The sequence below is a fragment of the Halorussus halophilus genome, from assembly GCF_008831545.1.
GTDB lineage: Archaea > Halobacteriota > Halobacteria > Halobacteriales > Haladaptataceae > Halorussus > Halorussus halophilus.
In genome coordinates this window covers 2504881-2527832 of sequence record NZ_CP044523.1, presented here as the reverse complement: position 1 = coordinate 2527832, position 22952 = coordinate 2504881, and the positions used below count along the sequence as shown (strand labels likewise).

Sequence of the window (22952 nt, the reverse complement as noted above, 5' to 3'; positions counted from 1 at the left end):
TCGCCATCGAGGCATAGACCGAGGGCAGCACGTGACAGACGGAAGCCGACTTTTTCACTATGAGTAAAGTAGACCAGCAACTCGAGGACCTGCGAACAGAGATCAAGAGCGAGTTACCGAGCGACATCTCGGTGTCGGACGTAAAGTACGAAGGCCCGGAACTGGTCGTCTACACGCGCGACCCCAAGAAGTTCGCGCGCAACGGCGACCTCATCCGCAAGTTGGCGAGCCAACTTCGCAAACGAATCACGGTTCGACCGGACCCGGACGTTCTCTCGCGGCCCGACGATGCTCGTGAGGATGTCTTGGAGGTCATCCCCGAAGAGGCGGGCGTCACCGACCTCGACTTCCACGTCGATACCGGTGAAGTCGTCATCGAAGCCGAGAAACCAGGGATGGTCATCGGCAAGCACGGTTCGACGCTCCGCGAGATAACCCAACAGGTCGGCTGGACGCCCGAAGTCGTCCGCACGCCGCCCATCGAGTCCTCCACGGTCTCGAACGTTCGGAACTTCCTGAAACAGGAACGCGACGACCGGCGGAACATCTTGGAGAAGGTGGGTCGCCAGATTCACCGCGAAGAGATGTCCAACGAGGAGTACGTCCGCGTGACGACGCTCGGTTGCTGCCGGGAGGTCGGTCGCGCCTCGTTCATCCTCTCGACGCCCGAGACGCGCATCCTCATCGACTGTGGCGACAAGCCCGGCGCGGAGGGCGAAGTGCCGTACCTCCAAGTCGAGGAGGCGCTCGGTGCGGGTGCCAACACCATCGACGCGGTGGTGCTGACACACGCCCACCTCGACCACTCCGCGCTCCTTCCTCTACTCTTCAAGTACGGCTACGACGGCCCGATTTACACGACGGAACCGTCACGGGACTTGATGGGCCTGCTCCAACTGGACTATCTCGACGTGGCCGCCAAGGAAGGCCGCGCGCCGCCATACGAGTCCGAGATGGTTCGGGAAGCTATCAAACACACCATCCCGCTCGAATACGGCGACGTGACGGACATCGCGCCGGACGTGAAACTCACGTTCCACAACGCGGGCCACATCCTCGGCTCTGCGGTCACGCACTTCCACATCGGCGACGGCCTCTACAACGTCGCGTTCTCGGGTGACATCCACTACGAGGACACCCGCCTGTTCAACGGCGCGGTCAACGACTTCCCGCGCGTCGAGACGCTGATTCTGGAATCGACCTACGGTGGTCGCAACGACTACCAGACCGACCAAGCAGATTCCGAGCGCAACCTGAAGAAGGTCATCAACGAGACCTACGAGAAGGGTGGCAAAGTCGTCATCCCGGCGTTCGCGGTCGGTCGCTCTCAGGAACTTATGCTCGTCCTCGAAGAGGCGATGCGCAAGGGCGACATTCCGTCGATGCCAGTCCACCTCGACGGGATGATTTGGGAGGCGACGGCGATTCACACGACGTATCCCGAGTACCTGCGCGACGACCTGCGCGACCGCATCTTCCACGACGACGAGAACCCGTTCCTCGCCGAAGAGTTCAACCACATCGACGGCGGCGAGGAAGAACGCCAAGACGTGGCGGACGGCGACCAAGCCATCATCCTCTCGACCTCCGGTATGGTTACTGGCGGCCCCATAATGTCGTGGCTGGAACACATCGGCCCGGACCCGGACAGCACGATGGTCTTCGTCGGCTATCAGGCCCAAGGGACGCTCGGCCGACGCATCCAGAACGGCTGGGACGAGATTCCGATGGGCGGCCAAGGCGGCGGCCGAAACAACACCCTGAAACTCGAACTTGACGTGGAGACGGTCGATGGCTTCTCCGGCCACGCCGACCGACAGGGGCTGATGAACTTCGTGAAGACGATGAACCCGCGCCCGGAGAAAGTGCTGTGCGTCCACGGCGACGAGTCGAGCGTGCAGGACTTGTCGTCGTCGCTCTACCACGAGTTCAACATGCGCACCTTCGCGCCGAAGAACTTGGAGACGTTCCGGTTCAAATAGAGGTAGTTGGGTTTTCTGTGGGCGGGTTTGGGTTCCGTGGGTCACGTGTTTTGGTGTCTCGGAGCTTGGTTCCGGAGTTTGAAGCGCAATAGCTAGCTACCGGTTTTGAACCCACTGAGGATTCGGGTGCCGTGTCGGGGTCGTTTGGGTAATTGAAGAGAGGAAGCTAGCTACTCCCGAAACCAATGAGAGACCGCACCGCTCCGCACAGCCCTGCGACCGCAAAGCCACACACCTCCCCAGCCGATTCACTCACGTCAGTTCGCTCATCCACCGGAAGACTGCGCTTCGCTTGTCTTCCGAGCCTTCAGTCGTCGTCCGAGAGAGCGTCGCTCTCTCGTGATCACGAAAGGGCTTCGCCCTTTCGAACGACTACGCTCCTGAAGACCTCGTGCGAATGGCCGAATCCCCGTAGGATTCGGCCGCGCACGCCGGATTACGTTGGAAAGTACCACTCTGTGGTTTGAAAAACGCGCCTCTGTAGTGTCTTCCAGAAATCGAGTCGTGCAGTCGGGTTGGGGCACGGCTGTGGGTGCCGCGCGGTTCCATGAGTTCGTGATAGTAGTGGCTCTGAGTCAGTTGATTCGGTTCGAACTCGGTCTTGAGATTCCCGAAACGCCTGTGACGTCCCGGAGACCACACCGCTCCTCAGTAAGTAGAGAGACCTTACAGAGGACAACCTCACGACAGCAATACAGTCAGAAAAACACAACTTAACTCAGTCCCAAATTCTCAGAACCGTTCTAGTCCCTGTTCGACTCGATATACACCGATTGTAGACTCACACTAGCACCATCAGGCAGGTGATAACAAAACCTCTCTACGAGCATGTTAGCCTATGTCACTCCAGCGTCGCCGACGGACGTCCGCGCAACGAGGTCGGTCGCTCAGCACGCGGAGTCAACTACCTGCTGTACGGGACTACCGATGATTCGTCGCGTCGTTCGAACGGCCGTCAGAGGGTTGGGCGTCGGGTGCGCGACAGGCGTCGAACTGCTCGCATTGTCCGTGTGGCTCGGACTCTCCGACGACGCCGAACTCACGCTGGCGGACGGCATCGGACTCTCGCTGGCCGACCTCGTCGGCGTCGCGGCACTCGCGGCCGGACTCTTGCTCGCTGGACTACTCACCCATCTCGTGGTCAACGGCCGCCGGTACCCGGTTCCGGCCGCGGCCGTCGGCGCGCTCGTAGTCGCTGAAACTGCCGTCTGGGTCGGCTGGCTCGCGGTCGCAGAGTGGCTCGGCGGCGTTCTCGGCGTCGTCCTCGCGGGCGTCGTCCTCGCCGGTGGACTGCTCGTACTGGCTACCGTCACCGACAGCGTCCTCCGCGGACGAGAGCCACTCGCCACGCTCGTCGGTCGGAACCACGGCGCGCTCGCTGTCGTCGAGACAGTCGGCGCGACGGCGTGGCTCCTCGTCGTCTCGGGTCTCGTCGCGGTTCCGGACTGGTTCTTCTCCGTGCCGGTCGCTGGATTCGAACCGCGGGCAGTCGTCGGGGCGGCACTGCTAGGCGCCGCGCTGTTCGCCCAGCGACTGCTCGCAGTTCGGTTGGCGATGCGGACTGCTCGCCGACGCGTCGCCGTCGGCTGGCGCTCTTCGCAGGGGACTGTACGTGAGTAGCGGCGGAGAGCGACGGCCAGATTGAGAGGGTAAAGCGTTTCACCCGCCCCGAGAGAAGTATCGGGTATGTTCGAGAAAACTACGTGGATACGCCTGCCGCGGAACGTGTTGGTGGGCCACGGCGTCCTCGACGACACCGTCGAGGCCGTCTCGGAACTCCACCTGCACGGCCGACCGCTGGTCGTCACCAGTCCGACGCCGCGGAAGGTGGCCGCCGAGCGCGTCGTCGCGGACTTCGAGGAGACGGGCGAAGACCCCGTCGTCGTGGAAATCGAGGAAGCGACGTTCGGTGCAGTCGAACGCGTTCTCGAAATCGCCGAGGAGACCGACCCCGGCTACCTCGTCGGCGTCGGCGGCGGGAAAGCCATCGACATCGCGAAGATGGCCAGCGACGACCTCGGACGGGGGTTCGTCTCGGTGCCGACCGCCGCGAGCCACGATGGCATCGTCTCTGGTCGTGGGTCAGTTCCGGAGGGCGACACCCGCCATAGCGTCGCGGCCGAACCGCCACTCGCTGTCGTCGCCGACACCGAAATTCTGGCCGACGCGCCGTGGCGACTGACGACTGCTGGCTGTGCCGACATCATCTCGAACTACACAGCCGTCAAGGACTGGCGGTTAGCGAATCGACTCCAGAACGTCGAGTATTCGCACTACTCGGCCGCACTCGCTGAGATGACCGCCGAGATGTTGGTCGAGAACGCCGATTCGGTGAAGGAGGGTCTCGAAGAGTCGGCGTGGATAGTCGTCAAGGCGCTCGTCTCCTCCGGCGTGGCGATGTCCATCGCAGACTCCTCGCGGCCCGCCAGCGGCGCGGAGCATCTGTTCTCCCACCAACTCGACCGCATGGTCCCCGGCGCGGCGCTCCACGGCCATCAGGTCGGCGTCGGCACCATCGTCGCGGAGTACCTCCACGGCGGTAACTGGGAGGGGGTCAGAGACGCGCTCGCCACTATCGGTGCGCCGACGACTGCTGACGAGTTGGGAATCGACGACCGGACTGTGGTCGAAGCACTCACTTCGGCCCACGAGATTCGGGACCGCTACACGATTCTCGGCAATGGAATGAGCGAAGCGGCGGCCGTCGAAGCGGTGGAGACGACGGGCGTCATCTGATTTTCTCGCCGACTCGTCTGAGATGGGCTGTCGCCAGCCAATCCAGTTTCCCGCGCTTCCAGAGGTAGTAGAGCGAGACTGGTACAGTCACGAGATACACGAGACCCCCAGCGAAGGCGAAAAACTGCAACACGCCGACCGCACCGTAGCGATACGAACTGGGGTCCCACTCGTCGTCGCTGTCTCGGACTGCGCGGGCGTCGAAGAACAGGCTTGCGGTGAGAATCGGCGCGACGATGAGCGTCCCAGACAGTAGGCCCAACAAGAGGACCAGCAGTCCCGAGAGTGCCGGTTCCCGCGTCCAGTTGTACGCGGCCAGAAACGCGACCAACGCGGCCTGTAATGGTAACACTGCGACGCCGAGCCACCAACTCGAATCGGGCGACTGCTGGCCCGTAACCCACGGCCGCTTCGCCGGGCGAACCACCGTCTCCGATTCGGCGACTTTCTCGGGACCGGGCGGCACGCCCAAGGCTTCCACTCGGCGCAGCGTCGAGGGGTGGTTCTTGCGCTTGCTGGCAAACCCGCCACGGTTCCCCGAAATGAGGTTCAACTCCGTGAGTCGCCACAGTGCCGACGCCATCGCTTCCGGACTGGTTCGCGCGGCGGCGATGCGGTCGGCGTCGCGCTCCGTGCGTCGGGCGACCCAGAACAGGCCGAACAGGAGGGGAACGAGGAACAGCACTCCGCCCCACAGCGCGTAGGGAACGTCAAGGAAGACCGCACCCGCCCACAGAGTCCCGTAGAGGAAGAGTCCGCCTATCCGAACCGGGATGTGGTATCGCTGGTGGTGTGCGAACTCGTGGGCCAGAATCGCCCGCGACTGTTCGGCGTCGAGTTCCGCCAAGAGGTAGTCGCTGACGAAGACGTGCCGCCACGGCGGCAGTCCCGTCGCCAGCGCGTTGGCGACTTTCGCGCTCTTCGCTTCGAGGACGTGAACCGAGATGTCGCCGGTCTCGAAGTCGGCGAGCAGTCCCGGATGGGTCTCCGCGAGCGGCCGCGTGTCGGCGAGGAGCATCACGACTGCTGGCATCAGTGCGGGGACGGCGAGCAGTGCGGCCGTGGCGACGACGAGTTGCATCGGCCACGGAACGGCCACGACGAGCGTGAGCGTGAGGGCCACCGTGAGCAGAAACAGGAGTGCAGCTTTCAGGAAACTCTTCGCCGCGTCGCGCATCGACTGGTCGATATCGCGGACCGACTGCCAGTGTGGAAAGACGCCGAGGTAGACGCCGAGGGTGCCGAGGAGAACGGGTCCCAACAGGACGGCTACGGTCTCCGCCCCGGCGGCGTAGTCGCCGAGAAACGGGCGAAGTGCCGTCGAGAGCGGTTCGAAGGGCGAGAAGATGACGCTCAGTGTCAGCGCCGACACGAGGACCAGACCGTAGCCGAACCGCCGAGCTTTCCGGATTCCGGTCGCCTGCGTCGTCGCCGTCCTGCGGTTGCGCCGCAGTAGCGCGCCGACAGCGTAGAAGAGTGGTGCGGGCAGCACCGCGAAGGCCCCGACGAAGAGGACGCCAGTCGTCACCGAACTACCGGCCATCAGCGTCTCTCCTCCATCAGCGTCTCTCCTCCTTCGTCGCTCGCGTCTTCGCCGTCTCTCGCCCGACGCCCTGCGCTCGCTTCGTCATGCGTCGAACTGATGAGAAGTCAACCTTTCAACGTGACGGTCCCGTAGTCGGGAAGAAAACTGAACTGCGCCGGGTCGGTCGTCTACTCTTCGCGGCCGATTTTCAGGAAGGCGAGCGCCGAACCGAGCAGGGCGGCGTTCTTCAGGAACTGAATCTGTTCTTGCTGTGGTTCCTCCTCGTTCCAGAAGTCGTGCATCGTCGGAGTCACGCCAGCGAGGAAGGTCGCCACCGCACCCGCCGCGAGCGTCGGGAGTTTCCACAGCGCGATGCCGATGCCGCCGAACAGCAGCGACCCGGTGGCTGCCGGAACGGCGCGTTCGGCCTCGGGCACGCCCTTCGCGTCGGCGTACTGGATTCGACCCTCCAAGTTCCGGAGGTTGTCGAGCGCCATGAACGCCAGCAGGCCGCCGAACAGCGCTCGTGCGAGGCGGAACGTCGTCGAAGCAGTCGCTTGTCGTGCTGCGTCGCCGTCAGACATACTCGAAGGAAGGGCAGTCTCGGACTTAGCTTTGGATTCTCCGCGCGGACTTGCCGCTTCTCGGGGTTCGAAAATCGCGTGAATGGAGGTAGAAACGAAGCGTCAAGCGGGGTTATCCGAGGTCGGCACGCTCGAAGCGCCAGTAGCCGAGTCCGAGCGGCAGAACTATCCACGCCGCGAGGATGACCAAGCCGAACCACGGTTCGAGGTAGAACGGCGTACTCGGGTCTACCGGCGGCAGACCTTGGAAGCCGTCCGGGAACGCCAGTCGGAGCGACTGGAGGTACGACACCGCGGGACTCAGACTCTGGACGAACTGTTCGGTGTTCTGCGAGAGTTGGACGCCGAGCGTGTCTTCGAAGACGAAGCGAAGCGCGCCGACCGCCGAGAACGCAGAGCCCTGAATCCAGAGGACGTTGAAGACGAAGAAGTAGCCGATGGAGGCGGCCATCGCCTTCGAGCGCGTGGCGGTCAGCGACGAGATGCCGACCGCGATGGCGACGTAGGCCATCGTGAAGTAGAGGACGAACGCGACCACGCGGACGAACGTCGCGAGTTCGAGCGAGGGGTACAGCACGGCCGACAGCACGCCGCCGACTGCGAAGGCGAACAGAATCGCGCCGCTCACGAGCAGTGCCCGCGAGAGGAACTTCCCGAACACGACGTCCTTGCGGTCGTTCGGTATCGAGAGCAGGAACCGGATGCTCCCGGACTCTCGCTCGCCAGCGACCGAGAGGTAGGCCGCGACCAGCGCGACGAGCGGGATGATGAGAATCGCGAGGCCGGACATGTTCCAGAGCTGGACGCGCACGTCTGCGTCCGCGCCGGACCCTGTGTAGAAGAACAGCGCGGCGAACAGCGTGTAGATACCGCCGACGAACCACAGCAGTTTCGCGCGGCGAACGTCCTTGAAGTCCTTGCGCGCGACGGCGACGAGACTCATGCCGTCACCTCCTGTTTCTCGACCGTGGAGCCGTCGGGGTCGCCACCAGTGTAGGCGTTGAACAGGTTTTCGAGCGACTCCTCTTCGGAGTGGATGTCGAGCACCGTCGCCACGCGGGCGACGTGTCGCACCACGTCTACCTTCATCGCCGGGTCGGCACAGGTCGCCGTGATAGTCGTCCCGTCGATGGACACGTCCGTCACACCGTCGAGTCCGGCAACGTCGAGGCTCTGGGGGACACTCTCGACGGTGAGCGTGATGGACGCCCCACTCTCCGCGGAGTCGCGGAGCGCCTCGATAGAGTCTTTCGCGACGAGGTTGCCACGGTTCATGATGCCGACGCGGTCACAGACTGCTTCGACTTCGCTGAGGATGTGGCTGGAGAAGAAGACGGTCGTGCCGTTCTCTGCTTCGTTTCTGAGCAGTTCTCGCATCTCCTGAATCCCGTTCGGGTCCAGTCCCGAGGACGGTTCGTCCAGAATCAGTAGGTCGGGGTCGCCGACCAGCGCCATCCCGAGTCCGAGTCGCTGGCCCATCCCTTTCGAGTAGCCGCCAGCGCGCCGGTCGCGGGCGTCGGGTTCGAGTCCGACGTGGTTCAAGATGGCGTCGGCGTCGTCGTTCGTGTCTTTCGTCTCGATGACCCACTCGACGTGTTCGCGGCCGGTCAGGCGGTCGTAGAGCGCCGCGCCTTCCGGCAGCACGCCGATGCGCTGGCGAATCTCGTCGGTTTCTCGTTGGGCGTCGTAGCCCAGCACCGTCGCGGTTCCTTCTGTCGGCCGCAGGAAGTCCAGTAGCATGTTGATGGTCGTGGACTTTCCGGCACCGTTCGGGCCAAGGAAGCCGAATATCTCGCCTTCCTCGACCTGAAGGTCGAGCGAATCGACGGCGAGGACGTCCTCGCCGAACCGCTTCGTAAGCCCGGATGTTTCTATCGCTGACATATTTGTATTGTCGAACGTCGGTCGGTTATATCTTTTCGAACTGGCAACAGGTCGCGGTCGGGTCTCGCGTCGAATCGTCTGGAAGACTCTGGCGGGTTCTCGGAGCGTCTGGGCGGGGTCGTCGATGTCACGACTGCAACGTCTCGTCCAGACACGGTAAATACCCCCTCGCGTTTTCTGGGTCAGAAATCGCACGGCTTATTTAACGTGTCCGAGAGAGAACACGCATCGTGAGCGAGGATTGGGAGTTGACCGACGTCGTCTCGCTGTTGGACGACGAGTACGCCCGCGCAATCCTCCGCGAAACGAGTATCGAACCTATGTCCGCAAGCACGCTAAGCGAACGGTGCGACGCTTCTCTCCCCACTATCTACCGACGAGTCAACGCGCTCACCGACGCCGACCTGCTGACCGAGCGCACGGAACTGGACGGCGGCGGCGACCACTACAGCGTCTACGCCGGGCGCCTCGACAGACTCACCATCGACTTGGACGACGGCACCTTCGACCTCGACGTGTCGCTGACCGAAGACGACCCCGCCGACCGCTTCACGGACTTGTTCGAGGGGTTGCGCTGAGATGGTCGGAATCGTCTTCTCTGGAGTCGCGCTCGCCCAAGACGGACTGCGCGTCCTCGACCAACCCGCGGAGGCGTACATCTTCGTCGGCGCGCTGTTGGTCACGCTCCTCGGCGCGTACATCAGCTATCAAGCGTATCGCGGCTACCGGCGCAACCAGAGCCGTCCGATGCTGTTTCTCGCCGTCGGCATCATTCTCATCACTGGCGTCCCCTCGGTCATCACGACCCTACTCGTCAATTTGGGCGTTCAGAACGCCGACCTGCGCTACCTGCTCGGACTGACGAGCGAACTGCTCGGCCTGCTCTCGATTCTGTACGCCATCAAGTACGCGTGAGGCAGGTTTTGGGTCGTGCTGAACAGGACTTCGACCTAGAGAATATGACTCGGTCGGTGTCAATTTCTACCGAAATCGCCCAGTGGATCAACCGACGACCGCGACCGGGCGGGGGCTTTCTACAAGGAAACGTCGGTTGTGCTGACTCCCTCGATGCACCGACGAACGCAGAGAATCTAGCTACTCCCGAAACCAAGGAGAGACCGCACAGCACCGCTTCGCACCGCAGGAACCACGTCCTCCCCAACCGACTCGTTCGTTGGCACTCACTCGTCCCTCGCACGTTTCGGCGCAATCACTTCGGATTGCGCCAGCGCGCGCCTACTGTCCAAGACCAGCAGTTGGCGATGTTCGAAGAAGTCACAACAGTCGAAAAGTCCTCGCGCTCCCCTCGCCGTTCACTTCGCAGTTCCGAACGTCCCGCTCTCGCGTCGCCCGCGGAGCATGAACCGCGTGAACGCGCCGTACAGACGCGCGACGAAGTTACACACGTGGAGCGAGACGAGGCCGAGCGCGATACCAGCGAGTGACATGGCGAGCGCCTCCGGGAGTGTATCGACGACGACGAGGTCGGCAGTGACGAGCAGACGCGGCGTCTGATAGAGCGACACGCCGGTCGATTCCGCGACGGGCGTCACCACGTCGAAGATGGGGGCGAGCGCGACGATTTGGGTGTTCGGGTCGGCGTAGTAGAACGGTGCAGTGACGAGTGACGCCGAAATCGCGCCCAGAATCACGACGAGGAGGAACGAGAACAGGCCGAGGAAGAACTTGCTGGCGAGATACAGCATGCCCTTCCAGTGGCGGACGCTCGTCAGGAGCGCGACGAGACGGTTCCAGAGACCGGACGGTCGCTCGGGGTCGTCGGGAACCGGAATTTCGACGCCGAGTAGATGCACTGCTAACCAGCGTTCGACCTTCGCCAGCGGGACGGTGACGACGAGCAGTGTCACCAACAGCGGTGCCCCGACGACGGTTATCAGGAGTCCGAGACCCACCGAGAACCCGCTGGTCAGGAGGACGAAGTAGAACGTCCCGAGCGGGAACGCTATCAGCAGATACAGCAGGTTCCGATACGTCTGTCCCCGCGCGACGACCGCGAGAAAGCGAGCGAGCAGGGGTGGCGCACCGGTAGCGACTCTCGTTGACACGGATGTCTCGACCTGACCCACTCCTACGTCGTATAAATAATCTTTCATCAGCACCACCGACACGTATTTATCGGATAGCAGACACAATTCGGTCGATGGACGTGCCAGCGTGGCTCTCGCTCGACGGGACGACGTTCGAGAGTCGAGGAGACGAGTTCTACTGGCTCTGGATACTTGCGACAACTACGTACGGCGTCGGCGACGTGGTCACCACCGTCGCGCTCATCTACTTCGACGCCGCGGTCAGCGAGGCAAACGTCCTCGTTCGGGGTGCCGTCGAGACGTTCGGCCTCACTGGACTGGTCGGTCTAAAAATTGGCGTCCTGGTCCTCTGCATCACCGTGCAGGCCTACGCGATGGGCGAAGACGACCCGTACGTCGCGTACGGCCCGCCTGCACTGCTCGCCGTCGTGGGTGCGTTCACGACTGCATTCAATATTCGGCTACTCCTCGGCTGAGAGAACCGGCGGAACCGACGAAAGCGACGAAACGCTCGCGTTCGACTCGGCGTGAACGCCGACAGTCGGTGGGCCGCTACTCGGCGACTTGTCGGGTGGGTCTCCAGACCGTCCGTCTTCGTCGTCGGGGTCGTCTCTCGGTGCGTTTTGGTCGTTATCGTCGCTCTGCCCGCCGCTTTCTTTCTCTCCGTTCGAGTTCTCGTCGCTCGACTTCTTCCCGTCGTCCCAAGGCGGCCCGTTCGAATTCGGGTTCGCAGTCGTGGAGTCCGTCGCGTCGGTTGTGGTCGAGTCTCCCGATTCGGCGATGGTCGATGAGTCCGGCCCGCTCGTGTCGGTTTCTCCGGTGCCGCCGCTCGCGTCAGCAGTGGTCGCGGGTGCGGTCGTCTGCGTCGTCGCACCCGAAGCGTCCGTCGCGGCGGGCGAATCCGACAGCAGGGGGAAGACGAACCCCACGCCTGCACCGAGGACGGCGGCGACGGCCACGAGACCGAGGATGACGGCGCGCTTGGTGACGAGGACGCCGAAGACGGTCCTGCTCACGCGCTATCACTGACCGTCATCGGTCGTCCCCGTAGTCGTCGTTTCCGTCGTCTCGGTGGTGGTCGTCGGCCCATCTGCGGTGGCCGCCGTAGAAGTCGTCTGGGTTTCGCCGGCGGACGACTCGGTTTCGGCCGTGACGCCGGAGTTCGCCTCACCGGAAACATCCCCGTTCTGGGCGATGTTCTCGACGGTCACGGAGAATGCGGTGTCGGCGTACCCGCTTGCGAGCGACGTCCGGTCGTCGCCGGCGAACACCTCGTAGGAGAGCCTGAGACGGACGTGACGGGTTCGGGTCTCGCCGTCCGGCGCCTCGAAATCTGGGGCCTCGAAGCCGTCGGTTCGGAGGAGGTGCTGGGTCCCGAAGTCGTACGCCGTCTCGCCGTGAAGGCCACGCGCGGTGAGCGTCCGGGTGGCGAGTCGGTGGAACTTGAAGTCGGCGTCGAGTTTCGCGTGTAGCGTGAGCGAGACGCTCCTTGCTGGCTCTTCGAGTCCGTCCCAAGCGATGCTTCCTGCTGGTGCTACCGTCAGCCCCCGGACGGTCCCGTCTGCGGTCTCAACCGCCAAGTCGTCGGCGGTGAACTCCGTCTCGACGGTCGCACCGGCCGAACGGGTGAAGAGGGTTGCACTGGCCCCGCCAACCGCTACGCCTGCGAGGGCACCGAGAACCTTCCGTCGGTTTGTGTTCATGGAGGACCTACCGAAGGAGTCGAACCTCCGCACTGCCGAAATAGGTCGGGGAGTCGAAGCGCGAACCGGCCGTTCGCGTGATGCACTTCTACGATTGGGTCATGTAGTGTTCGCTCGACGTCCAGTCTGCACCGAAGTAGCCGTCGCTGTCGTCACGGAAGTCGGACCTCGGGACGTTGTAGAGCGCGAAGTTCGTCCCGGATGGGTACCAGTTTGCGAGTGTATCGTACCCGCTTGCGCTACCACCAGCGTAGCCGAGACGGAAGCCGATACGATAGGTCGAATCGACCAGACTCGGATCGATGGCGAGTGTAACCGTTTCCATGGCGCTGTCGATGGAGATGTCCAGTCCGGGGACCGAACTGACGTCGGTCCAGCCACTCTCGTTCTTCTGGTAGGAGACACCGTTCGACGCGTGGTAGATGGCTTGATAGTTCCCGGTTCCGGAGTCGTTCACGTCGAGGAAAACGCCGAGGTTGTCCTGCGATCCGGTGGTGAACGCCGCCGGAAGTCGGAACTGATAGACGATAGGGTCGTCGTGCCAAACTTCGACGCGAAGCGGTTTGCCGAGGACGTTGCTTGCGAGGTACGTGTCTGCGTCTTCGCTGTCACCATCGTGATCGTTGCCGTCGCTGTCTAAGTTCGGGTGGCCTCCTGCATCGAAGGAGTACACTTGATCGTAACTCGACGCGCTCGCGTTGGACTCGCCGTCGATGTTCGCGTCGGCTGCGCGGTTCTCCGCGGAGACTGTCATCGAATCGGACGCATTCGCACCGTTGGTACTCCCGTCAGCGGAGGTGATGGTCACCGAGATTTTGAGATCGATGTCCGTCTCCTTCAGTTTCCCGTCCGAGTCGGACTCGAAGTGGTCGTCGCTGAACTTCTCGGTGAGGTCCACCGTGTCGAGTTCGAAGTCCTTCTTGCCGGATAGCCCGTTGCAACGGTAGGACTTCGAAGTCACCTGCATGTAGCTCCCGCCCTCCTTCTTCGCTTCGAGGGTCACGGTCGCCGTCTTCGCCGGCGAGTCCAGTCCCTTCCACGAGTACGTCCCGTCCGTTTCCACGACGACCTTCCGAACACTCCCGTCGGCCGTCGTCAGAGTGTCAGTGTTGTTCGCAGTAAAACTCGTGTTCACCGTCGCTGCCGCGCTTCCCGAAAATGCCGCGAGTCCGCTCCCTGCGGCCGCGAGGCCGCCTACTGTGCCCAATACTTTCCGTCGGTCGAGATTTACGCTGTCTTTCATGGTTATGTGGTTTCGTACCCACCGCCGTCCCGCTCCCGTCTCCCGCGCCGGTCGGTCGTGGGTACTCGTTCAGGTCGATGGTCGGACCGTCCTTATTCATAAACTCCGACAAGAATTTCTGGCGTGCCGAGAGGATTCGGTAGCCCATCCCTGAAGACCGGTAAGCACTGGTTACGGGAGTTTAGAGCCTCCCTGAAACCGATCGACGGGACCACGGGTTCACGACAATCTGGTGAAACGTCGGCCGATTATTTAAGTTCTCAATCACATCTCGTAGCTGATGCTTCATCCCATCGAAGGGATGTTAAGCCGGGCGTACCCGAAAATGTCAATTGAGAAGCTACACCGGGACGAGGGAGAGCGTGAGGAATCGACACGGGAACAGAAACGCCAGCAGTCGGGAAACGGGTCGGTGGCCGAGAAGTTGGGCCGCGAGAGTCGGGTCGAGGACGGAACTGCCGATTCGCGTAACGTCGCGCGCGAAACCGTGTTCGAGATGCTGAGCAATCGCCGTCGCAGACACGTCGTCCACTATCTGCTCCGCGAATCGGGAACCGTAGAGCTTCGAACGCTCTCGCGCAACGTCGCGGCGTGGGAGAACGACAAACAGGTCGAGAGGGTCACGTCCGAAGAGCGCAGGCGAGTGTACAACGCCCTTCAGCAGTCACATCTACCAAAAATGGCCGACGCTGGCGTCGTCCAGTACGACGCCGCTCGAAGCACCGTCGCGGCCGCCGAGGACCTCGACGAACTACAGATATATCTCGAAGTCGTCCCCGGCAAGGAGATTCCGTGGAGCCACTACTATCTCCTGCTGGGGGTGTTCTGCGGTTCGTTGACGCTGGCCGCTGGGGCCGGAGTGCCGCCGTTCGCTTCGGTTTCGGGCGTCCCAGTCGCAGGCATCGTCGCGGCGCTGTTCCTCGTCTCGGCCGCGGCCCACGTCTACGTGAACCGAAAGATGCGCCTCGGCGCGGCGAGTCGTCCGCCGAACACGTTGTAGTCGCGAATGGTCCGTTTTCTCCCCGCTCAGACGTGTTCGTCGAGGAATTCCGCAACGGTGGTGTACGCCTCGATGCGATTCTCCAGTTTCGAGAAGCCGTGGCCCTCGTCTTCGAAGATGAGTTTCTCGACGGGAACGCCTCTCTCGGCAACCGTCTCGACGATCTGTTCGGCTTCCCCGACGGGCACGCGCGGGTCGTTCGCACCGTGGAGGACGAGCAGGGGCGCGTCGATGCGGTCGGCTTTGTGAATCGGGCTGATAGATTCGAGCAGTTCTCGGTCGTCTTCGAGCGACCCGTACTCCGCCTCGCGGTGTTCGCGCCGCCACTCGCCGGTGTTTTCGAGAAAGGTGACGAAATTCGCGATGCCGACGATATCGACACCAGCGGCCCACAGGTCGGGGTACTCCGTGAGGCAGGCCAGCACCATGAAGCCGCCGTACGAGCCGCCCATGGCGACCACGCTGTCAGGGTCGATTGCCTTCTGGTCGTGGAGCCACTCGACGCCCGCTTCGATGTCTGCTACCGAGTCCATCCGCTTGTCTACGTCGTCTAACTTCGTGTAGGCCGTGCCGTAGCCCGCCGACCCGCGGACGTTTGGCTCGAAGTAGGCGTACCCGCGGTTCAGGAAGTACTGTTTGACCGCGTGGAACGTGGGACGGCGCTGGGCTTGGGGACCGCCGTGGATGTCCACGATGACCGGCGTCTCGCCCGGCGTGGCGTCGTCCGGAACCGAGAAGAACGCGGGAATCTCCCTGTCGTCGAACGACTCGTAGTGGACGAGTTTCGGCCGGACGAACGACGACGTGGGGATGCCAGCGGTCGCGGCGTCGGTCCAGCGTTCGGTTTCGCCCGTCTCCACGTCCACGACGAAGACGTTCGTGTTCTCGGCGCTCCCAGTGGCGGCGATAGCGAACCGCTCGGCGTCCGGGTCGAAACTGACGCCACCGGCGACGCCGCGCGGGAGATTCGGCGTCGGGAACTCCCGGAACGTCGTCTCGCCGGTCAGTTCGCCGACGGTGAGTTCGCTGTAGCCGTCTACGTTGCGCTCGTAGACGAATCGGCCAGTGTCCTCGTCGAGCGTGAGTCCTTCGACGTTCCAGTCGCCGCCCTCCTCGACGACGTCGAGTTCGAGCGTGTCGATGTCCAGTCGGGCAAGATAGCGGGTGTCTTCGCCGCGGTCGGTGACGAGATACAGTGCGTCGCCTTCCGGTCCCCAGTTGATGGCGTTGTAGCGAACGTCTTCTTCGTGAGGGGTCAGGTGGTCGAGTTCGCCAGTTTCGAGGTCCAGTACGTACACGTCGTAGTCCGACCCGGAGTGCATCTCGATGACGGCGAGGCGGTCGTCGTCGGGACTCCAGCCGACCGGGCTGAGCCAACTGTCGCCCTCGTAGACGCGTTCGGCGTCGTCGCCCGTCGCGTCGCGGTCCTGTACGTACACGTCGAACACTGACTGTTCGCGGCGATTCGACGCGAACGCGAACTGCGACCCGTCGGAGTTCCACCCGCCCCAGTAGTGTTTTGCCTCTGGCGTGTCGGTCAGCGGCGTGATAGTCTCGCCGTCCCCGTCGAGACGGAACAACTGGGCGCGCTCGTTGCCGCCCTCGTCCATGCTGAAGACGAGTTCGTCGCGTTCTGGTGACCACGAGGCGAGCGTTATCGGTTCGTCCTCGAAGGTCAACTGCTGGGGCCACCCGTTCGGTTCGCCGAGTCGCCACACCTGCGAGGTGCCCGTGGTGTCTAATCGAAACGAGAGTCGTTCCCCGTCGGGACCGAAGGAGGGACCAGTAGCGTTCCGAACGTTGAGGTATCGCTCGAACTCGTACGTCATGCCCCAAGCTACCAAACCGAGCGATAAATCGGTTTGGAACGCGGAACGCGCCGTCGTGAGGGGTCGAACTGACACGAGCGTTCGTACTGAATAATACTGCCACATGAGTCGTTCGCGCGGTTAGGAGGTGGCTATACCATTCGTTCGGGCGAAACTTCCAATGGAACAGCGGGTAACGATACGTTCCGAGAACTCCGACCGACCGACTCGACCAGTCGTGACAACGAAACTGAAAGAGTGCTTGCGAGGGACTCGGGAGACCCGCTCCTCAGAGGTGTACACCCGGTTTCGCTCGATGTCGTCTTCCGGATTGATTTCGCGGAATTCGGGACGGAACTTCCCGTTTCCCTGTGCGCTGGGGACACAACTCTCGGTTGAAATGGCGAACGATTCGGTGGTATCGTAAACGGTCGAATCGGTTTATCAGTGCTTCTACTGTCCGTTCTCTGCGAGCAATGGCCTCCGAGAACACGCCACCTTCCCGCGACGAGGTCTTCGACGCCGTGAAGAATCTCCGGCGTCGCTACGTCCTCTACTATCTCCAGCGACACACTGGACCAGTCGAACTCGGTGAACTGGCAGAACAAGTCGCCGCGTGGGAGAACGACACGACAGTGCGGAACGTATCGCCGAGCGAGCGCAAGTCGGTCTACAGCGCGCTCCACCAGACGCATCTTCCGAAACTCCAGTCCGCGGGAGTGTTACAGTACGACCCCGACCGGAGTCTGATAACCAGCACGGACGACGCCGCCCGGATGGACCTCCAGTTGGCGAGCGACCCACAGACCACGCTGCCGTGGCACCAAGTGTATCTCATTCTCGCCGCGGTGAGTCTCGGACTCCTCGCTTCGGTCTGGCAGGGAGTCTACCCTTTCACGCTACTCTCTGGCGTACAGTACGCACTGCTCATCATCACCGTCTTCGGCCTCACCGCGATGGGCCACACCTACGACCTGCGGCGGTGGCGGCGGCGTGCCAACAACGCCGCCCCGGACTTCATTCTTGAACTGAACGACTGACTGGCTCTGGCGTTCTATCCGAGCAAAAGAGTTGGGTTTTTAGGGGGCCGCTTCGTGGCGCTTCGTATGCGCGTCGCGCTCGTCTCGGAGACGGTAGCCCAACACCGTGCGACGGGGACGACTCGTCGCACCCGCTGGGTCGCCGAGGCGCTCGCCGGACGAGGGCACGAGGTCTTCGTCTGCTGTGCCCAGTGGTGGGAGGGCGACCACGAGCAGTTCGAACAGAACGACGTGACCTATCGAGCGGTCACGACCGACCCACCGAGCGAATCGAGGAAGTTCGCCGCGTCGCTCCCGCTGATTCTCCGCGAAATCGACCCGGACGTGATTCAAGCCGTCCCAGTTCCGTCGCACGTGTTGGCGGCCAAAACCGCCAGCACCGCCCTTCGCGCCCCGTTGGTGGTCGATTGGTACGAAGCACCCGAAACCGGCGACCAGAACGACCCGATGTGGAAACTCGCCGCGAGCGTCCCGGACCTCGTTCTCTCGCCGTCGAACACCGTCAAGACCCGCATCAGAGAACTCGGTGCGGAGGAAGACGCGGTTCGCGTGGTTCCCAACGGCATCGACATCGACACCATCAAATCGACCGAACCGCGCCACGCCGCCCAAATCGTCTACTCGCGCCGACTGGACGAGGACGCCAATCTGGAGAGTCTGTTGCTCGCCTTGGCGGAACTCCGTGACCGCGACTGGTCGGCGGTCGTTATCGGCGACGGTCCGGAGCGCGACAACTACGAACGACAGGTCCGAGACCTGCGAATCGAGGACAGGGTCAAGTTCGCAGGCGACCAATCGCTCGAAAACCGGTTGGCGGCGTTCAAAGGAGCGCACGTCTACGCCCAGACCGCACGCCGCGAGGCGTTCCCGACCGATTTGCTCCGCGCGCTGGCTTGTGGCTGTGCGGGCGTGGTGGAGTATCACGTCGAGTCGAGCGCCCACGAACTGGTCGAGCAAGAAGAGCGTGCGTTCCGCACGACTAGCGAGCAGGAACTGACCGACGCACTCCGGGAAGCGGGTGACATGGAGCAGATGGACTTCAACGAGAACTTCGCGGAGTACGACGAGCGCGAGGTGTTACAGCAGTATCTCGACGCCTACGACGACGCCCGCGAGCAGCAGAATTTGCTGGTGCCCGCCGCAGTCGTCGGTGGCGTCGTGCTCGTCGTCGCGTTGGTCGCGTTGCTGGTTGTCATGTTCTGACGCCCCGATGATTTTGCGTCGTGGCTTCGAGAACTTGTTGCAGTTCCAACTAGCCCCGACGATACGTAGTTGTCCGTAGGATGGTGTACGCGACTAGAAATATAATTTCATCTATTTCTGTAAAATATCAAATTGCGCTGATCCCTCGTCCGAGTCGAAGCACCCATGACGAAAGAACATAACCGACGTAACTTCCTGAAGGCAATCGGGGCGACCGCCGCGACCCTCAAGCGACGACGTGACGACGCAGAAGACGTGCGGTCAGGACGGCTACACGTGTCCGCCGAGTGCCTGCTGTACGTTCTGTAGTCGATGCAGACGCTCCACGAGCGCATCTGTTGTCTGTACCCCGACGGTTCGACCAGTTGCTACGAACAACCCGTCGATCAGTGCTGTGACCCGATTACCTGCTGTTAATCGCCGCACTGCACGACGGTTACCGTTTTTTTGCTGGTCGTGAGGTACCGTCCCGGTTCTCGACAACTCACTGCATCGAGGGAGTTCACTCGTTCGTAGTCGTACACAGAGTCGTACGTCTCGACGAACTCGGCTCGTTCGTCCGCGTTCTGCCAAGTGACTCTCCACGTGACGACCGTTGACTCGTTCGTCTGGAAGTAGTCCATCCGGTCGTTCGTCCACCCGTCGGCCGCGGCGACCGCACGCTCGGAACTAACGCCCTTGCTTCGGAGCGTCTCGCGGAGGAACAACTCTCCGATGCGGTCGGTTCGCGCGTGTTCGAGCGAGTCTATCGAAAACCTTTCATTTCTCCAATGCTACTGCCTTTCGCATGATATAATCTTCGGATGTGGTGTCGAAAATAATATAGGCGAGAGATGGTCGAACCGGGTACTACGACCGCCGCATTCGACGTCGCACTCGTAGGAGGAGCCACAAGCCAGCGAGCCACGACGCGAGCGTGAGGCCGGTATCGACCAGTCGTTTCTGGTTGGCGGATTCGCAGAAGCCGTCTCCGCTGCTGACACACCGACTGGCGCCGCCGAGTCCGTAGAACGACCGGTGTGCGGTCGCGTAGATGGTGTAGTACTCGCCGTCTACTTCGACGAGTTGCTCTTCGTGCGGCAGTTCGCGGTAGGTCTTGATTCGTCCCTCGTTCACGAGGCGACGCTCTGTCGAGGAGGTGTCTTGCGTGGCGACGGATGCGAGCGGGTCCGAGTCGTTCACCGGTTCGAGCGTCATCCGCTCGTCGCCGCGCTCGCCGACAGAGTCGGGCCGATACAGTCGCCCGCCGAGATACGCGTACTCGTAGCGAGCGCCGCCGATTCCGATAGTCGAGACGTTACCGCCGTTCAGGACGTGGTACTCGAACTGGCACCTGCGACTGACACCGAGACGAGTGCAAATGATTTCGTCGTCTATCGGCAGATTCTCGCGCACCTCGCCACTCCGCACGCTCGTCGCCTGCAAACTCCCGTCGTCCTGATACTCGACCTGTGCGGCCTCGTAGCGGTACACGTCACCGTCGCCGATGTGGATGCCCGGCACGAAGGGATTGAACAGGAGGGCGAGACCGGCGAGGAGGACGAAGAAGAGCTTCGTGCTGGGGTGAATCTCGAAGCGGGACACGATTGAGGTCCCGCACGCGTCCGGGATAAAACTGAACGAAATCTAACTCGTCGTCACTCTTCGAACTGCTCCGCGTCGTCTGCGGCTTCCACCGCTCGCACCGCCGCGACGTTCTCCGGCACGTCGTGGACGCGGACGATGTCGGCACCGCGCTCGGCGGCGAGCGTCGTCCCCGCTACCGTCGCGGCCGTTCTGTCGTCGTCTTCGCCAATTAGGCCGAACATCGACTTGTGGGAGTGGCCGATGAGGACCGGACAACCGAGCGCGTGGAACTCGTCGGTGCGCCCGAGCAGTTCGAAGCTCTCGCTGGCCTGCTTCCCGAAGCCGAGTCCGGGGTCCACGATAATCTGCTCGCGGTCGAGTCCGGCCTTCTCGGCCAGCAAGACGCGCTCTTCCAGTTCGTCTATCACGTCCTCCACTACGTCGTCGTAGTGCACGTCTCGGTCCGGTACCACGGGCGCGTCGATGCTGTGCATCACGACGATTGGCACGTCGTAATCGGCCGCGACGAAGCGCATCTCGGGGTCTTCGAGTCCGGACACGTCGTTCAGGATATCTGCTCCAGCCTCCAGTGCGGCCTCGGCGACTTCGGCCTTCCGGGTGTCGATGGAGACGAGGATGTCGGGCGCGTTGGGCGCGTCGGATTCGTCCGACGCGTCGAGGTCCGAAATCGCCTCGATTACTGGCACCACCCGCGAAATCTCCTCCTCGATGGAAATCTCGTCTGCGCCGGGCCGCGTACTCTCGCCGCCTACGTCGATGATATCGACGCCAGCTTCGACCATCTCCTCGGCGTGTGTGACTGCGGCCTCCTCGGCTTCGAACTCGCCGCCGTCGTGGAAACTGTCTGGCGTGACGTTCAGGACGCCCATGACGGCCGTGCCGTCTTCCCACGGATATCCCCGCAGGTCGGGGTCCTGTTGGATGTCCAGCGATTCGCGAACCTCGTCGGCGAACACTGACAGGCCGTACGGTTGGCCGTCCAGTTTCTCCGCGAGGCGTTTGAACTGCGCTAGCGTGCCCATCAGCACGACGTCGATGTTCTCCTCGTCCTGTTCGTTCAGGCCCGAGAGGGCACACTCGCCGCCCAAACTCAGCATCTCCTCTTTGAGATAGCGGGCTTGCCGCGTCTGGACGCGACTCTTCAGCACGCGGTGGACGGCCTTGCCGCGCATCCGCCAGACGCCGGGGTCGGTGACGTGCGAGCCTTCGAGGGCTTCTCTGGCCTCCGACAAGTTGCTGATTCGCTTCGGTATCTCGGCGCGGGTCCACCGCGAGCGTGCCTCTGCGACCGCGAACAACGACCCGGCGACCAGCACGAAGTCGCCCTCGGAGGCAGATTCGAGAGCGTTCTCCAGCGCGCCCTCGACTGCGTTTCGCGTCACGACTTCGCCAGCGCCCGACTCCTCGAACACCTGTCCGACGACCGCTTCGTCTTCTGCCCGGTCCAGATTCGGTTGGCATGCCACCACGCGGTCGGGTGTCGGGAGTGCGTCGGCCATCCCGCGGAGGTCCTTGTCGTGCATCGCGCCGAAGACGAGATGCAGGTCGTCGTAGTCGCCCTCGAACTCCGCGACCGTTTCGGCGAGGGCTTCGCAGGCACCGGGGTTGTGCGCGCCGTCGAGTGCGACGAGCGGCCCGGTGCCCATGACTTCGAAGCGCCCCGGCCAGTCGGCTTTGCGGAGGCCGCGAGCGAGCGTCGATTCATCGACTTCGGCGTCTTCCCTCTCCTCGGCAACCTGTCGGGCCAGCGCGGCGGCTACACCAGCGTTGCGGGCCTGATACTCTCCGAGGAGGGGAATGGATGTCTCGACGCGCCAGTCGTCGGCCGCTAGCGAGACGGCGGCCTCGGTGTGGTTCGTCCGGCCGTCGTAGCTCACTCGAACGTCGGCGTCGCTGTCCTCGCCGACGCGAACCGTGTCGCGGGCGTAGGCCCGAATCGTGTCGAACGCCTCGCCGGTCGTCGCGGTGACGATGGGGTTGTCCTCGGGCGCGACGTGAGCCTTATCGTGGGCGATTTCCTCGATGGTCTCGCCGATGATGCCCGTGTGTTCGAGCGTGACGCTCGTGACTGCGCTGGCGACCGGGTCCACGACGCTGGTCGCGTCGAGTCGCCCGCCGATGCCGACTTCGAGTACTGCCACGTCCACGTCTTCGCGGCCGAAGTACCACAGCGCGAGTCCGGTCATTACCTCGAAGAACGTCGGTGCCTCGCCGTCCGCGGCGCGGTCGTTGACGTACGGTCGAACCGCTTCGACGTACTCCGAGAGCGCCTGCTTCGATATCTTCCGGCCGTCCACCTGCACTCGCTCCCGTACGTCGTCGAAGTGCGGCGAGGTGTAGATGCCGACAGAGAGTCCCGCTTCCCGCAGGACGCGTTCTGTCATCCGGGCGGTCGAACCCTTCCCGTTCGACCCCGCGACCTGCACGTATTCGACGCCCTCGTGGGGGTCCCCGAGGTGGGCGAGCAGGTCCGCAGTCGATTCCGTCCCCGGTTTCGGCCGGAATCGACGGAGGTCGAAGACGAAGTTCGCCGCCTCGTGATAGTCCATATTGGCGAAGACTAACGGGAATTGCTTTAGCGTGTCGGAGTCGGTCATCGGTGAAACGGC

At 62.9% G+C, this 22952-nt stretch carries 22 protein-coding genes; 10 read left to right on the top strand and 12 right to left on the bottom strand.

The features are described 5' to 3' along the window. The first annotated feature begins 59 nt into the window (after positions 1-59). The 3 genes from F7R90_RS12615 to F7R90_RS12605 all read left to right on the top strand — a co-directional run bounded on the left by F7R90_RS12615 (position 60) and on the right by F7R90_RS12605 (position 4718). Positions 60-1982 carry a beta-CASP ribonuclease aCPSF1 gene (locus tag F7R90_RS12615; protein WP_158057779.1) on the top strand — a complete coding sequence of 641 codons (1923 nt, stop codon included), beginning with the start codon at positions 60-62 and terminating at the stop codon, positions 1980-1982. A gap of 927 nt (positions 1983-2909) precedes the next feature. After that, complete coding sequence (locus F7R90_RS12610; RefSeq protein WP_158057778.1) at positions 2910-3602, top strand: hypothetical protein; 693 nt, start codon at positions 2910-2912, stop codon at positions 3600-3602. A gap of 66 nt (positions 3603-3668) precedes the next feature. Then, positions 3669-4718 (top strand): NAD(P)-dependent glycerol-1-phosphate dehydrogenase, encoded by a 1050-nt coding sequence (locus tag F7R90_RS12605; RefSeq protein WP_158057777.1) that lies wholly within the window; start codon positions 3669-3671, stop codon positions 4716-4718. Here the strand turns inward: F7R90_RS12605 and F7R90_RS12600 are convergent. The 4 genes from F7R90_RS12600 to F7R90_RS12585 all read right to left on the bottom strand — a co-directional run bounded on the left by F7R90_RS12600 (position 4711) and on the right by F7R90_RS12585 (position 8711). Further along, positions 4711-6261, bottom strand: a complete 1551-nt coding sequence (locus F7R90_RS12600; protein WP_158057776.1) for a M48 family metallopeptidase — start codon at positions 6259-6261, stop codon at positions 4711-4713. The two genes, F7R90_RS12605 and F7R90_RS12600, sit on opposite strands and share 8 nt — an antisense overlap. Before the next feature lie 170 nt (positions 6262-6431). After that, entirely contained in the window at positions 6432-6827 is a 396-nt protein-coding gene (locus F7R90_RS12595; RefSeq protein ID WP_158057775.1) for a DoxX family protein, read from the bottom strand. A 112-nt stretch (positions 6828-6939) separates the two neighbouring features. Further along, entirely contained in the window at positions 6940-7770 is an 831-nt protein-coding gene (locus tag F7R90_RS12590; protein WP_158057774.1) for an ABC transporter permease, read from the bottom strand. Then, entirely contained in the window at positions 7767-8711 is a 945-nt protein-coding gene (locus F7R90_RS12585) for an ABC transporter ATP-binding protein (protein ID WP_158057773.1), read from the bottom strand. Before F7R90_RS12585 ends, F7R90_RS12590 begins: the two co-directional genes overlap by 4 nt. 230 nt (positions 8712-8941) lie before the next feature. On the opposite strand from F7R90_RS12585, the gene F7R90_RS12580 reads away from it, so the two are divergent. Further along, entirely contained in the window at positions 8942-9289 is a 348-nt protein-coding gene (locus F7R90_RS12580; RefSeq protein ID WP_158057772.1) for a winged helix-turn-helix domain-containing protein, read from the top strand. A 1-nt stretch (position 9290) separates the two neighbouring features. Next, positions 9291-9626 (top strand): DUF7521 family protein, encoded by a 336-nt coding sequence (locus F7R90_RS12575; protein ID WP_158057771.1) that lies wholly within the window; start codon positions 9291-9293, stop codon positions 9624-9626. A gap of 398 nt (positions 9627-10024) precedes the next feature. Here F7R90_RS12575 and F7R90_RS12570 read toward each other — a convergent pair whose 3' ends face one another. After that, entirely contained in the window at positions 10025-10777 is a 753-nt protein-coding gene (locus F7R90_RS12570) for a sensor domain-containing protein (protein ID WP_192498305.1), read from the bottom strand. Positions 10778-10872: 95 nt separating this feature from the next. On the opposite strand from F7R90_RS12570, the gene F7R90_RS12565 reads away from it, so the two are divergent. Continuing rightward, the gene (locus F7R90_RS12565) at positions 10873-11235 is read left to right on the top strand and encodes a hypothetical protein (protein WP_158057769.1); all 363 of its coding nucleotides are present in this window, start codon (positions 10873-10875) and stop codon (positions 11233-11235) included. Here F7R90_RS12565 and F7R90_RS12560 read toward each other — a convergent pair. From F7R90_RS12560 to F7R90_RS12550, 3 genes are all read right to left on the bottom strand, one after another. Continuing rightward, complete coding sequence (locus tag F7R90_RS12560; protein WP_158057768.1) at positions 11221-11775, bottom strand: hypothetical protein; 555 nt, start codon at positions 11773-11775, stop codon at positions 11221-11223. The genes F7R90_RS12565 and F7R90_RS12560 overlap by 15 nt on opposite strands. A 6-nt stretch (positions 11776-11781) precedes the next feature. Continuing rightward, a complete protein-coding gene (locus tag F7R90_RS12555) occupies positions 11782-12462 on the bottom strand; it encodes a hypothetical protein (protein ID WP_158057767.1) in 681 nt (226 codons plus the stop codon). An 88-nt stretch (positions 12463-12550) separates the two neighbouring features. Continuing rightward, positions 12551-13705, bottom strand: a complete 1155-nt coding sequence (locus tag F7R90_RS12550) for a hypothetical protein (RefSeq protein WP_158057766.1) — start codon at positions 13703-13705, stop codon at positions 12551-12553. Between the two features lie 325 nt (positions 13706-14030). Here F7R90_RS12550 and F7R90_RS12545 point away from each other — a divergent pair, with 325 nt between their 5' ends. After that, complete coding sequence (locus F7R90_RS12545; protein ID WP_158057765.1) at positions 14031-14705, top strand: DUF7344 domain-containing protein; 675 nt, start codon at positions 14031-14033, stop codon at positions 14703-14705. Between the two features lie 26 nt (positions 14706-14731). On the opposite strand, the gene F7R90_RS12540 is transcribed toward F7R90_RS12545, so the two are convergent. After that, positions 14732-16534 (bottom strand): S9 family peptidase, encoded by a 1803-nt coding sequence (locus tag F7R90_RS12540; protein WP_158057764.1) that lies wholly within the window; start codon positions 16532-16534, stop codon positions 14732-14734. Positions 16535-16989: 455 nt separating this feature from the next. Here F7R90_RS12540 and F7R90_RS12535 point away from each other — a divergent pair, with 455 nt between their 5' ends. The 3 genes from F7R90_RS12535 to F7R90_RS12525 all read left to right on the top strand — a co-directional run bounded on the left by F7R90_RS12535 (position 16990) and on the right by F7R90_RS12525 (position 19065). Then, a complete protein-coding gene (locus F7R90_RS12535; RefSeq protein WP_158057763.1) occupies positions 16990-17553 on the top strand; it encodes a DUF7344 domain-containing protein in 564 nt (187 codons plus the stop codon). 66 nt (positions 17554-17619) lie between these two features. Further along, complete coding sequence (locus F7R90_RS12530; protein ID WP_158057762.1) at positions 17620-18756, top strand: glycosyltransferase; 1137 nt, start codon at positions 17620-17622, stop codon at positions 18754-18756. Between the two features lie 165 nt (positions 18757-18921). Further along, positions 18922-19065 (top strand): twin-arginine translocation signal domain-containing protein, encoded by a 144-nt coding sequence (locus F7R90_RS12525; RefSeq protein ID WP_158057761.1) that lies wholly within the window; start codon positions 18922-18924, stop codon positions 19063-19065. A 104-nt stretch (positions 19066-19169) separates the two neighbouring features. Here the strand turns inward: F7R90_RS12525 and F7R90_RS12520 are convergent, their stop codons facing one another. The 3 genes from F7R90_RS12520 to folP form a co-directional block, all read right to left on the bottom strand. Further along, a complete protein-coding gene (locus F7R90_RS12520; protein WP_158057760.1) occupies positions 19170-19463 on the bottom strand; it encodes a hypothetical protein in 294 nt (97 codons plus the stop codon). Between the two features lie 142 nt (positions 19464-19605). Next, positions 19606-20340: a hypothetical protein gene (locus tag F7R90_RS12515; protein ID WP_158057759.1), complete on the bottom strand. Its 735-nt coding sequence runs from the start codon at positions 20338-20340 to the stop codon at positions 19606-19608. Positions 20341-20393: 53 nt separating this feature from the next. Then, a complete protein-coding gene (folP, locus tag F7R90_RS12510; RefSeq protein WP_158058926.1) occupies positions 20394-22892 on the bottom strand; it encodes a dihydropteroate synthase in 2499 nt (832 codons plus the stop codon). Positions 22893-22952 lie beyond the last annotated feature (60 nt).

Bases quoted from the DNA above. Each gene is read 5' to 3' on its own strand.
- F7R90_RS12615 (WP_158057779.1), top strand. From the start codon at position 60: ATGAGTAAAGTAGACCAGCAACTCGAGGACCTGCGAACAGAGATCAAG.
- F7R90_RS12610 (WP_158057778.1), top strand. From the start codon at position 2,910: ATGATTCGTCGCGTCGTTCGAACGGCCGTCAGAGGGTTGGGCGTCGGG.
- F7R90_RS12605 (WP_158057777.1), top strand. From the start codon at position 3,669: ATGTTCGAGAAAACTACGTGGATACGCCTGCCGCGGAACGTGTTGGTG.
- F7R90_RS12600 (WP_158057776.1), bottom strand. From the start codon at position 6,261: ATGGCCGGTAGTTCGGTGACGACTGGCGTCCTCTTCGTCGGGGCCTTC.
- F7R90_RS12595 (WP_158057775.1), bottom strand. From the start codon at position 6,827: ATGTCTGACGGCGACGCAGCACGACAAGCGACTGCTTCGACGACGTTC.
- F7R90_RS12590 (WP_158057774.1), bottom strand. From the start codon at position 7,770: ATGAGTCTCGTCGCCGTCGCGCGCAAGGACTTCAAGGACGTTCGCCGC.
- F7R90_RS12585 (WP_158057773.1), bottom strand. From the start codon at position 8,711: ATGTCAGCGATAGAAACATCCGGGCTTACGAAGCGGTTCGGCGAGGAC.
- F7R90_RS12575 (WP_158057771.1), top strand. From the start codon at position 9,291: ATGGTCGGAATCGTCTTCTCTGGAGTCGCGCTCGCCCAAGACGGACTG.
- F7R90_RS12565 (WP_158057769.1), top strand. From the start codon at position 10,873: ATGGACGTGCCAGCGTGGCTCTCGCTCGACGGGACGACGTTCGAGAGT.
- F7R90_RS12555 (WP_158057767.1), bottom strand. From the start codon at position 12,462: ATGAACACAAACCGACGGAAGGTTCTCGGTGCCCTCGCAGGCGTAGCG.
- F7R90_RS12550 (WP_158057766.1), bottom strand. From the start codon at position 13,705: ATGAAAGACAGCGTAAATCTCGACCGACGGAAAGTATTGGGCACAGTA.
- F7R90_RS12545 (WP_158057765.1), top strand. From the start codon at position 14,031: ATGTCAATTGAGAAGCTACACCGGGACGAGGGAGAGCGTGAGGAATCG.
- F7R90_RS12540 (WP_158057764.1), bottom strand. From the start codon at position 16,534: ATGACGTACGAGTTCGAGCGATACCTCAACGTTCGGAACGCTACTGGT.
- F7R90_RS12535 (WP_158057763.1), top strand. From the start codon at position 16,990: ATGGCCTCCGAGAACACGCCACCTTCCCGCGACGAGGTCTTCGACGCC.
- F7R90_RS12530 (WP_158057762.1), top strand. From the start codon at position 17,620: ATGCGCGTCGCGCTCGTCTCGGAGACGGTAGCCCAACACCGTGCGACG.
- F7R90_RS12525 (WP_158057761.1), top strand. From the start codon at position 18,922: ATGACGAAAGAACATAACCGACGTAACTTCCTGAAGGCAATCGGGGCG.
- folP (WP_158058926.1), bottom strand. From the start codon at position 22,892: ATGGACTATCACGAGGCGGCGAACTTCGTCTTCGACCTCCGTCGATTC.